General features: G+C 71.7%; 10 protein-coding genes. 5 read left to right on the top strand and 5 right to left on the bottom strand.

Going from position 1 to position 12,699, the window contains the following annotated elements; translation table 11 throughout:
* Positions 1 to 2: 2 nt before the first annotated feature.
* The 4 genes from EBN03_RS14980 to EBN03_RS14965 all read left to right on the top strand — a co-directional run bounded on the left by EBN03_RS14980 (position 3) and on the right by EBN03_RS14965 (position 8,368).
* Positions 3 to 773, top strand: coding sequence for a DUF2127 domain-containing protein (locus EBN03_RS14980; protein ID WP_122188630.1), 771 nt, complete (start codon positions 3 to 5; stop codon positions 771 to 773).
* A 290-nt stretch (positions 774 to 1,063) separates the two neighbouring features.
* Positions 1,064 to 2,554, top strand: a complete 1,491-nt coding sequence (locus EBN03_RS14975; RefSeq protein WP_122188751.1) for a TIGR02677 family protein — start codon at positions 1,064 to 1,066, stop codon at positions 2,552 to 2,554.
* Between the two features lie 14 nt (positions 2,555 to 2,568).
* Positions 2,569 to 3,909 (top strand): TIGR02678 family protein, encoded by a 1,341-nt coding sequence (locus tag EBN03_RS14970; RefSeq protein ID WP_122188629.1) that lies wholly within the window; start codon positions 2,569 to 2,571, stop codon positions 3,907 to 3,909.
* A gap of 238 nt (positions 3,910 to 4,147) precedes the next feature.
* Positions 4,148 to 8,368, top strand: a complete 4,221-nt coding sequence (locus EBN03_RS14965) for a TIGR02680 family protein (protein ID WP_122188628.1) — start codon at positions 4,148 to 4,150, stop codon at positions 8,366 to 8,368.
* Positions 8,369 to 8,562: 194 nt separating this feature from the next.
* On the opposite strand, the gene EBN03_RS14960 is transcribed toward EBN03_RS14965, so the two are convergent.
* The 5 genes from EBN03_RS14960 to EBN03_RS14940 form a co-directional block, all read right to left on the bottom strand.
* Positions 8,563 to 9,306: a MerR family transcriptional regulator gene (locus EBN03_RS14960; protein WP_122188627.1), complete on the bottom strand. Its 744-nt coding sequence runs from the start codon at positions 9,304 to 9,306 to the stop codon at positions 8,563 to 8,565.
* 38 nt (positions 9,307 to 9,344) lie between these two features.
* A complete protein-coding gene (locus tag EBN03_RS14955) occupies positions 9,345 to 10,769 on the bottom strand; it encodes a serine hydrolase domain-containing protein (RefSeq protein WP_122188626.1) in 1,425 nt (474 codons plus the stop codon).
* 141 nt (positions 10,770 to 10,910) lie between these two features.
* Positions 10,911 to 11,165, bottom strand: a complete 255-nt coding sequence (locus tag EBN03_RS14950; RefSeq protein ID WP_147471595.1) for a hypothetical protein — start codon at positions 11,163 to 11,165, stop codon at positions 10,911 to 10,913.
* Positions 11,166 to 11,317: 152 nt separating this feature from the next.
* The gene (locus EBN03_RS14945) at positions 11,318 to 11,779 is read right to left on the bottom strand and encodes a M15 family metallopeptidase (RefSeq protein WP_122188624.1); all 462 of its coding nucleotides are present in this window, start codon (positions 11,777 to 11,779) and stop codon (positions 11,318 to 11,320) included.
* Positions 11,780 to 11,814: 35 nt separating this feature from the next.
* Entirely contained in the window at positions 11,815 to 12,282 is a 468-nt protein-coding gene (locus EBN03_RS14940; protein WP_199742774.1) for a MarR family winged helix-turn-helix transcriptional regulator, read from the bottom strand.
* An 88-nt stretch (positions 12,283 to 12,370) separates the two neighbouring features.
* Here EBN03_RS14940 and EBN03_RS14935 point away from each other — a divergent pair, with 88 nt between their 5' ends.
* Entirely contained in the window at positions 12,371 to 12,694 is a 324-nt protein-coding gene (locus EBN03_RS14935; RefSeq protein ID WP_122188622.1) for a rhodanese-like domain-containing protein, read from the top strand.
* Positions 12,695 to 12,699: the final 5 nt, after the last annotated feature.

Genomic DNA, 12,699 nt, shown 5'->3' with positions numbered 1-12,699 from the left:
CAATGGATTTCGCGCTCAACAGCTGCGCCTGGTCAGGACACGAGACCTACGGCCCCACCGACCACCCGGAACTGGCCGCGCGACTGCGGGTCGACACCGCCGCTGGGCAGGCGTGGCGCTGCCTGCGCTGCGGCGATTTCGTGCTCGGAGACCCACGCCGCAGCGGGCCCGCCGAGGATGCCCCGGAGATGCCGTCGGGCCGGTTGCTGCGCGACCGGCTGATCATGCGTTTCCTGGCCGTCGAACGGGTGCTGCGCGGGGTGGTGTTCCTGGCCCTGGCCTACGGCGTGTACAAGGTGCGCGGTTCCCAGCACAAGCTGAAGGACGCGTTCGATCGGGAGATGCCGCTGATCCGCCCGCTGGCCGACCAGATCGGCTGGAACCCGGACTCTTCCAAGATCGTGCACTTCATCGAGAAGGGCTGGACCACGTCGCCGACCATGTTGACCTGGGTGGCCGTCGGTTTGGCCGCCTATGCCGCGATCGAGATCATCGAGGCGGTCGGGTTGTGGCTGGTGCAGCGCTGGGGTGAGTACTTCGCGGTGATCGCGACCGGTATCTTCCTGCCGCTGGAGGTCTACGAGCTCACCGAGAAGGTGACCGTGCTGCGATTGGGCGCGTTCCTGATCAATGTGGCCGCGGTGGTGTGGCTGTTGTGGTCGAAGCGGTTGTTCGGCCTCAACGGCGGCGGTAAGGCCTACCACGCCGAACACCACGCCGAGAGCGTGCTGACCGTCGAGCGGTCGGCGCTGGCGGTTCCCGCCGCCGACTGAGGCGGGTGTGCGGCTGGGTGTGCGGCTGGCGGGTGCGGCGACGGGATCGGCGGTGACCGTACTACTCTGGGCCGGTGACCGAGTCCGCTGGGGGATTGCTCCGACCGGGATCCGAACCGCCGACAGCGCCGTCACCTGTGCCGTCCGCCGATACCGGGCGATACGCTGACGCCGCCGTTCCGGCGCCGGACCCGGCCCTGTTCGACGCTGCCGGTGCCGGCCTGTTCGACGGCCGGGCGCGAGTTCCGTTCGCGCCCGCCGGAATCGACGCCGCCACCGCCGAGGACCGGCTGCGCCTGTTCTCCTTCGCGACCGCGGACAAGCGCGGCGAATATCTGTGGGTGCTGCGGGCGTTCGATCACGCGCGCGGCGCCTATGTGGTTCTGCTGCACGCCAGCGAGGTCGCCGACACGCTGACCCGGCTGCCGGGCGCGCCGCAACGCACCGCCACCGAGGTCGGCCCGCTGCTCGAGCAGCTGCATCGGTGGGGTGTGCTGGAACGCAGCTACGACGGCAGCCGCGCCGCGACCCTGGCCGAATATCGCAACCGGCACTTCGTGTATCAGTTCTCCCAGGCCGGCTACCACGCGTACCGCACGGTCACCGAGGTGCTGGGCGCCCGCCTCGACGAAGCGGCCCTGTCCCGGCTGGTACTGCCGGAACTGCTCGCCGATCTGGAGGCGCTCGCCCAGGCCAATCGGGCCGGTGACGCGGAACGGGTGTACCGAGTGCTCAACCGCCTCGACACCGCGCTCTGCGAACTGGCCGACCGGGCGGCGCACTTCTATCTCACCCTGGGCGATCTGGTCCGGACCACCGAGGCCACCCCGAAGGCGTTCCTGGCCCACAAGGACGCCCTGCTGGCCCATATGCGCGAATTCAGTATGGACCTGGCCCGTTTCGCGCCCCGGATCGCCGCCGCCATCACGGCGGTCGAGGACACCGGGATCGAGGAGCTGATCGCCCGGGCCGGCGCGTGCGACGAGCGCGTGCTGCTCGGTGTGGACGAGCGCGCCGCCGATTGGCGTTCGCGCTGGCAGGGATTGCGCGGCTGGTTCGTGGCGGCCGCCGATTCCGGCGACGGGCATCTCGGTACCGAGGCCGACCGGCTGCGCGAGGCGACCATGAGCGCCATCGCCGCGGTGCTGTCGCTGTTGCGCCGGGTGACCGAGACCCGCCGCGGCGGGGTCAGCCGCGAATCCGCGCTGCGCCATCTGGCCGGCTGGTTCGCCGCCGCGCCCACCGTCGAGAGCGCGCACGCCCTCTACGACGTGGTGTTCGGTCTCGGCCGCCCCCGCCATCTGGGCCTCACCCACCCCGACGCCGATATCATCCCGCCGCACCGATCCTGGTGGGAGGCACCGCCGTTGGAGATCGCGCGCACCCTCGCCGAGACCGGCCGGCCACCCACCCCGGGTGCCCCCTCCCGGATCCAGCGCAACGACGCCGGGATCCGCCGGCTGCGCCAGGCCCAGCTCGACGCGCAGCGCACTCGCGCCGCGGCGGCCGCCGGGCTCGCGGCCGCCGGCCTGGACGAGCGCGTGCTCGACGAGCGGGAGACCGAGGTCCTGCTGCGGCTGCTCGACGCCGCCTCCACGGCCTGGGTGCCGGTGAGCGGGCGCACCGGCACCAGCGGCTCGGACGCCGGTGTCACCCTCACCGTGCGCGAACATCCCGGTTCCACCGTGGTGGCCACCGCGCGCGGCCTGCTGCACCTGAACAACCGGCGGCTCGAGATCCGCGAGAGTACCCGGGGCCGAACCGGTTCGGGGTCGTCGTGACGCACGCGCGGACCATGGATCCGCTCACCCTGGACAGTTACCAGCGGGCCGCCCGGGTCCTGCTGGCCAACCATCTGGTCACTGCGACCTATCCGGATCGCATTGCGCTGCCGCTGATCCGGCGCTGGGCCACCGAGCTGCGGGAGGACTTCGCCGAACTGTTCGGCTACCGGCTCGAGGTCACCGAGACCACGGCCCGGTTGTTCCCGGTGCTGGACCGCCTCGACACCGGCCGCCCGGCCCGCACCCCGCACGATCGGGTGTTCGACCGCCGCCGCTACGCCTATCTCGCGCTGGCGCTGGCGACGCTGGGCCGGGCCGGCGATCAGATCACGTTGTCCGAGTTGGCCGATCACGTCGCCGCGCACGCCTCCCGGGTGCCGGGCCTGGAACTGGAGACCGATCGGGCGGGCGACCGGGACGCCTTCGTCGACGCGGTGGCCTGGCTCGCGGCGCGCGGCGCGGTGACCCTGGCCGACGGCGACGCCGGCGGCTGGGCCGCCGACCCGACGGCCGGTGAGGCCCTCTACGACATCGACCGATCGGTGTTGTTCGCGCTGTTCCGGCCGTCGCGGGCGCTGCAACAGCTGGCCGGGGTCGCCGATCTGCTGGGCGAGGACGGCGAGGGCCGTTCCGCCGGAACCGAATCCGCGAAGGCGGCGCGCGCGGTGCGCCGGGCGCTGATCGAGCGCCCGGTCGTCTACGGCGCGGATCTCGACGCGACCGGGCGGGCGCTGCTCGGCGGGGAGCAACTCGTCGCCGACGTCGAGCAGGTCACCGGTCTGCGCGCCGAACGCCGCGCCGAGGGTGTGGCGCTGATCGATGTGTCGGGTCGCTTCACCGATGTGCGTTTCCCGGGCACCGGCACGCTCGCCCAGGTCGCGCTGCTGCTCATCGGTGAAATCGCCGACCTGGTCCAGGATCTCGACCATCCCCTGCCCCGCTGCCCGTTCCCGGTCGATACCTATTCGGCCGCTGCCGAGCTGGACGCCGCACTCCCCCGCCACGCGCTGCCGGCCCCGATCGCCGAACCCGATGAGCCGGAAGAGGTTCCGGACGACGCCGACCCACCGGTGGACGAATACCCGGTCGTAGCCGGTGCCTGGGTCGCCGACACCGTCCGTGCACTCGCCGACCGCTACGGCAGCACCTTCGCCGCGCAGTGGCAGGCCGACGTCGGGACGCTGACGACCGAGGTCGTCGGCCTGCTGACCCGGCTGCGACTGGTCGCACCGGTCGGTGACGGTCTCGCGGTCCTGCCGGCACTGGCCCGATATCGCGGCGTCGTGGTCACCGTACGCACCCGCGCCGAGACCGAACTGTTCGCCTCGGCCGCGTCGGCGGGGTCGCAGTGAGCACGGCGATCACCGGTCGCGTCCTCTGGCCGCGAATCGCGGCGCAGCAAGCCAGCGCAGCGCGGTATCGCTCGGCGAGTCGGAGCGGCGGTTCCACGTGCGACGGCGGCGCAGTGCGACACAGCGATTCGACCCAGCCCGGCGAACAAACGCACCGTGCTGCCGCGGCAGGCAGCTCGGGACGGCAGAGGTCGGCGGCGCGAGAGTGTTCGGTACAGCAGGGGAAGGAATTCCGACGATGACCCTCATTCACGGTGGTATCCGGTTCGTGCCCACCCGGGCGGGGATCATCAACCTGTGGGACTACCGGGACCAGGAGTTCTGCTTCGCCGACGGGCGGCTGGTCCTGCGCGGGCCCAACGGGTCCGGCAAGACCAAGGCGCTCGAGGTGCTGTTCCCGTTCGTGCTCGACGGGCGGATCGAGCCGCGGCGGCTCAACCCGTTCGCGGGCGAGGAACGCACGATGAAGTCGAATCTGCTGTACCGCAAGCAGGAATCGGCCTACTCGTATGTGTGGATGGAGTTCGCGCGCGGCGAACTGGAACGGCCGGAGGTGGTGACGGTCGGGATCGGGATGCGGGCGTCCCGATCCTCGGACAAGGTGACCCGCTGGTACTTCGTGGCCGACGGCCGAGTCGGGGTCGACTTCTCGCTGATCGGCCCGGACGACCGCCCGCTGACCCGCAAGCAGCTCGCCGAGCAGATCGGCATCGACGCCATCACCGACCGGCCGGTGGACTACCGGGCCGCGATCGACGCCCGCATGTTCGGCCTCGGCCTGCAGCGTTACGACCAGCTGATCAATCTCATTCTGACGCTGCGCCGGCCACAGCTGGCCAAGAACCTGGACCCGCGCGGCCTCTCACAGGCGCTCACCGACGGGCTGCGCCCGCTCGACGACCAGCTGGTGCTCGACGCCGCGCGGTCGTTCAGCGATATGGAGGAAGTCGGGCGCACGCTGGAGGGCCTGGTACAGGCCGACACCGCGACCCGCAAGTTCCTCACGGTGTACCGCAAATACCTTGCGGTACAGGCCAGAACGGATGTGGATCAGGTCCGCGCCCGCCTCGACGCGGTCACCGCGGCCACGAGTGCGCTGTTCGCGGCGGACGCCTTGCGCGAACGCCGCGACGCCGAGCGCACCGCGGCCGACGCCCGGGCCGAGGAGGCCGACCGGGGCTACGAGCAGGCTCTGACCGATCGCGAGACCCTGCAGCGGTCCAGCGCCTACGAGGGCAAGCAGCAGCTCGACGATCTGGCCGGCGCGGTCCGCCGCCTGGAGGCGTCCGCGGCGGTGCACCGGGACAAGGCGACCAAGGCGGCGCAGGCCGTCTCCCAGCGCGCCGACGAGGCCGAGCGTGCGACCGCCGCCGCGACCGCGGCCGCCGCGGCCCTGGCCCGCGGCGAGGACGAACTCCGGGCCGCGGCCGAGGAGGCCGGGATCGCTTGGGCCGCACTGCCGGAGCAGGCGCGCGGCGACCACCTCATCACCACGGTCCGCAGTCACGCCGAGGAGCGCGACGCCGACGTCCGGGCGGTGCGCCAAGCGCTGTCGCTGGTCGAGGCCGCCGGTGCCGATCGTGCCCGCGCCGAACGGGCCGGGCAACGGGCCACGGCCGGGCGCGACGCCGCGGCCGCCGCCCTGGCCGAGGCCGAAGCCGGTGTGGCACTGGCCCGTTCGCGGGCCGCCGCCGCGCTGCGCGATTGGTGGGATCTGCACCGCGACAGTTACGGCCCGGTGCGGACCGGGCTGTTCGAGGCGCTGGACGCCGCGCTGGCGAACGTGGGCGACGACGAGGCCCGCAGTCCGGCCGAGGTGCTCGGCGAACACACCGAACCGCTGTTCGAGCAGTTGCGGGAGCGGCGGCGCCTGGCCCGCGCCGCGGCGGCGGCCGCGCGGGAACGGACCGCCGAGCTGCGCGCCGAGCAGCGCCGCATCGCGGACGAGACCGACGACGCACCGCCGCCTTCGCTCGCCCGCACCGCGGACCGCACGGCCCGGCCGGGTGCGCCGCTGTGGCGCGCGGTCCGCTTCGCCGACCCGGTCACCGCCGAACAGGCCGCCGGGATCGAGGCCGCCCTGCAGTCCGCGGATCTGCTCGACGCCTGGATCCTGCCGGATCCCGCACTGCCGCACGATGATTCGGACCACTACCTGGTCGCACTGCCCGAATCCGACCGACCGGCGGGCCGCACCCTGGCCGACTTCCTGGTCCCCGACACCGGCACCGACCGGGCCCTGGGCGAGTCCGGTTCCGTGCCGCCCACCGTCGTCGCGGCCATCCTCGCCTCGATCACGGTGCACGACGGCGTGCTCGACAGCGACAGTGCCGCCCCCGCCGTGACCGTCACCGGCAAGTTCCGCCAGGGCGTGCAGCTCGGCGGATTCGGCAAGGACCACGCCGAATTCATCGGCGCGACGGCCCGGGCCCGGCGCCGCGCCCTGCGGCTCGCGGAACTGACCACCGGTATCGCCGACAGCGAGGCGGCCGAGGCCGCGGCGCGTGAGGCGGAGGCGGCTGCCGACGCCGAGCTGGCCGCGATCACCGCGGCCGGCAAGGCGCTGCCGCGCGCCACCGCCGTGCCCGCCGCACTGCGCGCGGTGGCCGAGGCGGCCGGGGTGCTGCGGTCCCGCGCAGATGCGGTGGCGCAGGCCGAGCGGGATCTGGATCAGGCGATCGCCGACGGCGCCGCGGCGGACAAGAAGGTCCGGGCGGTCGCCGCCGAGCGGCACGCGCCCCGCGACCCCGCCGAACTGGACGCGCTCGCGGCCGCGATCCGGCACTTCGAGACCACCGGCACCGGCCTGCTGCGGCTGCGCGGCGACCATCAGCGTGAAGCCGAGCGCGCGCGGGAGACCGGTGACCGGCTCAGCGAATCCCGTGATCTCGCCGAGGCTTTCGCCGAGGAGGCCGAGGCGGCGAACACCGGGTACGAGGAGCAACTGCGCACCCTGGAGACGTTGCGGGAAGCCTTGGGCGCCACCGCCGCCGATATCGACCGGCAGCTGGAACAGGCCCGCGAGCGGATCGATGCCGCCCGGGCGGAACAGAAGTCGGCGCGCAAGGCCGCCGCCGACGCGATCGAGGCGGCCGGCACCGCCGAGGGCGCCTACCGGGCCGCGCACACCACCCTGGGCACCGCGCTCACCGAATTGCTCACCGACGTGCGGCAACTCGCGCCGTACGCGCATCCCGACCTGCTCAGCCTGCTCGGCGCGGCCGGCGAGAGCCGGTGGCCGGCGACGGAGGCGGCGTTCTCGACCACCGACCAGCTGCTCTATCGGATCGGCACCGCCACCGCCGACACGGTGCCCCCGGTACTGCCCGCCGAGGTCACGGCCCTGTTCGAAAGTCTCGCCGCGGCAACGTCTTCGGTGCGAGCCGGGGAGTCGGCGCGCAAGTCCACCCGCAGCGCGGTCACCGCCGCGCTGCAGGAGTTCGACTCGGCCCTGTCCACCACCCACCAGGACTACCGCGTGCACTGGGACGCCGCCGACGGCCTGACCGTCGTCCAGGTCCACGACGACCAGGGCATCGCCACCCTCGCCGATTTCGCCGACCGCATCGCGGCCGCCCGCGCCGACCAGGAGCTGCTGCTCACCGACGCCGAGCGCCGCATCCTCGAGGATGCCCTGCTCACCGGCCTGGCCCAGCAGATCCACGAACGTACCTGCGACGCCCGCGATCTCATCGCCAAGATGGGCGCCGAGATGAAGCAGCGCCGCATGTCCTCCGGCAATACGATCGGGGTGCACTGGGTCCTGGCCGACAACCTCACCGAATCGGCCCGCGCGGTCTGCAAACTCCTCGACCGCGACACGACCGACCTCGGTGCCGACGAACTGGCCACCATCCGCGCCCACTTCGCCGCCGAGATCCGGGCCGCCCGCGCCGCCCACCGCGAACGCTCCTACCCCGAAATCCTCGCCACCACATTGGATTACCGCACCTGGCGGGTGTTCTCGTTCAGCATCGTCACCGCCGACGGCGCCGAGGACCGGCTCACGGTGGCCCGCCACAGCGCGCTCTCCGGCGGCGAGCAGTCGGTCTCCCTGCACCTGCCCCTGTTCGCCGCGGCCCACGTCATGCTGGATTCGGCCGACCCGCAGGCCCCCCGCCTGCTGGCCCTGGACGAGGCCTTCGCCGGTGTCGACGACAACGGCAAGAGCGAACTCCTCGGCCTGTCTGTCGATTTCGACCTCGACCTCTTCATGACCGGCTACGACCTGTGGATCACCTACGCCCACGTCCCCGCCTGCGCCCACTACGACCTGGCCCATTCCGCGGCCGAACACACCGTGAGCGCCACCCTGCTGGTCTGGGATTCCGCCGACCTGCTCGCCGAACACGACGGCGGCGACCTCACCGCCGCGCTGGGCTCCCCGGACCGCCGCCGCGTCCCGCACTCGATCGAGGGCGGGATTCCGTTGGTCGAAGCCCTGGAGCTCACCTCATGAGCCGCTGCCAGGCATACCACCCGAGCCGCAGGTCGGCGAGCTCGCGCGGGGACGGTCTGCGCCGGAGAATTCCGGGCCGGCGGTAGCGCCCGAAGCCGCTGTCCAGCACGGGTTCCGGATCGTCGGTGCGGAATTGCCACCCACAGTTCGGGCATGGACCGGTGCGGTCCGTTTCCGCGCTGATGCGGTCGGATTCAGTTCCCCGAGCGGCCGCGACGGCTGCGGCGCCGTGCCAGCGACGTGAGTTCGTCCCAGGCCGGTGACAGCTGTTCGGCGCTCTCGGCCGCCAGTTGTGCCGCACCGGGATCTGACGGTGTCTCGGCCCGTTCGGCCTGCTCGCGCTGTTCCATCCAGCGCTGGGACCGTTCGGCGAGTTCGGCGAGGCGGGGGTCGTCGGGCGCCCAGTCGAAGGCCGCATCGAATTCCCGGTACAGGGCGACGAATTCGGGGTCGCGCAACGCGTCGAGTTTGTCCGCGATCCAGGTGGCGGCGTCGTCGGGGTTGGTGGCCTGCATGAGGATCCAGCCGTCGCGCTCCATTTCGATGGTGCGCTTGCCGATGCCGAGCTCGCGCAGGGCGTCGAGATAGTCGGCGACGTCTTCGGTGACGAACAACCTGTCGCCGGAACGCAATTGGGCGATGCGGGCGCGAGTGCGGCGGATCTCGGCGGCCTTCGCGCGCAGGGCGGCGTCGACGTCGCCCAGCGCGGCGCTGAATTCGTCGGGGTCGGCGGCCAGGAGTTCCTTGATCCGGGCCAGGGGCACACCGGCCTGCGCCAGGGTTTTGATCTTGATCAGGTCGATGGCGTCGCGGGCGGTGTAGCGGCGATAGCCGGAGGCGTCGCGTTCGGGCTCGGCGAGCAGGCCCTTGTCGTGGTAGACCCGCACCGCCTTGATCGTGACGCCGACATAGCCGGCGAGCTGTCCGATGGTGATCATCTCGTTCTCCTGTCGAATCGGCTCGCCGGCAACGGAACTCACTGCTGCGCCCGCCTGGTCATCCGGCCTCCGGCGCTGCGGAAGCGGGCACCGTCCGGGCCGACCTCCAGATAGCTGACCAGCAGTTGCCGGCAGTATCCGGAGAACAGCGACGCGGGCATGCCCGCCGGGGCGAACAGGTCCGGGCCGACCGGCACGTAGCGTCGCGGCGGCGCCTGGAACGATCCGCCCGCGAAGTTCGTGAAGATCCGTTCCTGTTCCGCGTTCACCGGCTCGTAGCCGAACCTCTCCTCCAGCTGTCCGTCGACGATGGCGACGTCCACGCACAACTGGTTCGACCGATAGGTTCCCACATACGGCGTGAGGTCGGCGATCGGGTACGAACCCGACACCAGGTCCGGCACGTCGACACCGAGGTGGTCGCGCAGGATGCCCAGCAGCACTTCGTCGTGCAGCATCAGTGAGCCGGGGCTGTTGCCGTACGCCGCCAGGACCAGGTCGTGCTCGGGCACGACGACCAGAACCGAGACGCCGCCGGGGGACGCGCCGGACATCGTCCACACCGTGGTGTCGCCGAAAGGCATGAGCAGCCAGCCGAATCCGAGCAGCGGGATGTGTGCGGCACCCGGGTCGAACTGCACCGCGTGCATGGCCGCGGCCGATTCCGCGGCCAGCAGCCGGGCACCCGACGGCGCGACACCCTCGGCGAGGTGGGTGCGGCCGAAGGCGAGCAGGTCGCCGACGGTGCCGGTGGCACTGCTGCCGGCGCCCGCCCAGGAGTCGGGCAGTTTGAACATGTCGGTGACCCGCGGCGCCGTGGTCTCCGGGTCGAGGAAGTGGCCGACTGCGGTGCTGCGCAGGATGGCCTGTTCGGCGCTGGTGCCGGCGCCGGTCATGCCGGCGGGGGCGAAGATGTCCCGTTGCACCAGTTCGAGATACGGCGTGCCGGTGACCACTTCGAGCAGCCGGGCGGCGAGGTTCATCCCGCCGTTGGAGTAGCTGACCTGGGTGCCGGGTTCGAACAACGCTTCGCAGTGCTTCGCCATCCCGTCGACCAGCACGCTCAGCGCGCCGGGGCCGTTCGCGTCGGGGCAGTACAGGTCGGCGTCGATGCCGTTGGTGTGAGTGAGCAAGTGCCGCACCCGGATCCGTTCGGCGGCGCCGTCGGTGGCGAGCCGGAACTCGGGCAGGTGGTCGACCACGAGGTCGTCGAGGCCGAGGGTGCCGCGCTCGACCTGCTGCATGATCAGGGTCGCGGTCAGCACCTTGGTGATCGAACCGAACAGGAATCCGGTGTCGGCGGTCATGGGTGCGCCGGTGGCGAGGTTGGCGGTGCCGTGCGCGACGACCACCTGCTCGCCGCCCTGGTACACCCCGGCCACGAAACCGGGGACGCCCTGTTCGGCGTGGCGGACTGCCAGCTCCGCGATCCGCTGGGCCACCGACTGCAATGCGTGCGACATCCGTCTCACCTTCCGTTCGTCCCCGGTGTCTCCGGGGTCTCACGAAAGCTTCCGACTCTGCCCCGGGGGCAAGGTCAAGCCGGGATGTCGGCGACGTTCGAAATCCGCTTACCGGACCGTCCTACCCGCTTCGTTCGCAGGTCAGCGGCCCGGATCCTGCGGGGCAGGGGCCACGACGGCCGCGCGCGGGCGGTCTGTGTTGTCGTGCTGGAGGTAGCCGAGCCAGCCGGTGCCGACGAACGCCGCCAGCAGCAGCGCCGTCGGCAGTTCCAGCAGCATCCAGCCCGGAGACCACAACGGCGCCGGCTCGGTGCCGCGCCGCACGCCGGTCCCGCCTGCCCGGGCGACCCGCTGGACCGGAACCGCCCATCTGGCACCCGCATCCTGCCGTCCCACTGGACCTCCTCACGGTTCACGACGGCAGCTCCCGGCGTTTGCCGGACGGTGCCGTCGATAAGTCAGAATGGCGGATCCGCGCCGGATCCGTAGGTGTTATGCGCAGGATTCACCCGCCGTACGGCCGATTTCACCCGCCGCCGGGCGATTACTCAGCGGTCGCTGGCATCCGGCAGCCGCGGCGGACAGGGCATTCCCGGCACGGTGGCCAACTCGAAATGCCACCACTCGTTGTCGAACGATCTGCACAGTCCCCACCGGTCGCCGTGGTCCTCGAGCCACTGCGCGCCCTCCCGCGGACCCACATCGACCGCGTGGCCTTGGACGTGGGTGGACTCCTCCGGCGGCAGCACCCAGTGCCGGGCGGCCTCCGGGCTCCCGTAGGTCACGATCCCGTCCTCCCACAACGCTTCCTGCTGTTCGGGCGTGCGGTAGCCGGAGGTGATCGACAGCGGGACCCCCTCCTCGTGTGCCTCCGCCTCGGCGGCGCTGTAGGCCGCGGCGAGCATCGGGTCCAGGCCCTCGATTCCGGGTGCGTCGGCCCGGGCCGCCGGTGCGATAGCCCCCACCCCACCCCCGACAAGCAGCAACACGACAGCAATCCCGGCACGCATGATCTCGATCCTAGATCATCCGGGCGCGCGGCAGTTCAGCCACGCAACGCGGGATCAGGCAGGCCGGCCGGGCCCAGCACGGTGCGCAGGGTCGCGGCCAGCGCCTTCAGGTCGGCGGCGGGTACCGCGGCGAAACGCTCTTCGATCCCGGACAGGTAGTGCGGCGCGGCGGCGCGCAGCCGTTGCCGGCCCGGCTCGGTGATGGCGACGAACGCCGAGCGCCCGTCGTCGGGGTTGGATTCCCGGCGCACGAGGCCGTGGGTCTCCATTTCCGAGACCAGCCGGCTCACCCGGGTCCGGCTGAGCACGACCCGGTCCCCCAGGTCGCTCATCCGAAGGCGTTGCGGCGCATCCAGTTCCAGCAGGACGTCGTACCAACTCAAGGGCAGACCGGTGGCGCGCCGCAGGTCGGCGTCGAGTTCGGGCACCAGTGTGGCGTGCACCCGCAGCAGGGCCGACCAGGCGGCGACGGCTGGGCGGGTTCGGTTCGCGGGTGTCGGCACCGCACCAGCATAACCGTTTGCGTGCACGCGCACATATTTAGTAGCGTGCACACGCATATAAATTTCGTGTTCGAGAAAGGCCAATGTCATGACCGCACTTATCACCCGCGACGAACTCGCCCAGCTGATCGAGACCGGATCGGTCACCGTGATCGACGCGCTCGGCGCCGAGTACTACGACCGGGCCCACCTGCCCGGCGCGGTGAACCTGGTCGTCGCCGACGTGGAAACCGCCGCACCGCGGCTACTTCCGGACAAGTCGGCCACGATCGTCACCTACTGCTCGGACACCACCTGCGGCAACAGTCAGCAGGTGGCGACCAAGCTGGAAGCCCTCGGCTACACCGATGTCCGCAAGTACCGCGAGGGCATCCGGGACTGGGCGGAGGCCGGGCTCCCGATCGAGAGCTGACCGTG

This window comes from Nocardia stercoris, from assembly GCF_003696265.1.
In the GTDB taxonomy this organism is placed as follows: Bacteria; Actinomycetota; Actinomycetes; order Mycobacteriales; family Mycobacteriaceae; genus Nocardia; species Nocardia stercoris.
The sequence above is the reverse complement of the archived record's forward strand: the minus strand, read 5'-3'. Positions and strand labels throughout refer to the sequence as shown.

Bases quoted from the DNA above. Each gene is read 5' to 3' on its own strand.
- EBN03_RS14935 (WP_122188622.1), top strand. From the start codon at position 12,371: ATGACCGCACTTATCACCCGCGACGAACTCGCCCAGCTGATCGAGACC.
- EBN03_RS14965 (WP_122188628.1), top strand. From the start codon at position 4,148: ATGACCCTCATTCACGGTGGTATCCGGTTCGTGCCCACCCGGGCGGGG.
- EBN03_RS14960 (WP_122188627.1), bottom strand. From the start codon at position 9,306: ATGATCACCATCGGACAGCTCGCCGGCTATGTCGGCGTCACGATCAAG.
- EBN03_RS14980 (WP_122188630.1), top strand. From the start codon at position 3: ATGGATTTCGCGCTCAACAGCTGCGCCTGGTCAGGACACGAGACCTAC.
- EBN03_RS14945 (WP_122188624.1), bottom strand. From the start codon at position 11,779: ATGCGTGCCGGGATTGCTGTCGTGTTGCTGCTTGTCGGGGGTGGGGTG.
- EBN03_RS14970 (WP_122188629.1), top strand. From the start codon at position 2,569: ATGGATCCGCTCACCCTGGACAGTTACCAGCGGGCCGCCCGGGTCCTG.
- EBN03_RS14955 (WP_122188626.1), bottom strand. From the start codon at position 10,769: ATGTCGCACGCATTGCAGTCGGTGGCCCAGCGGATCGCGGAGCTGGCA.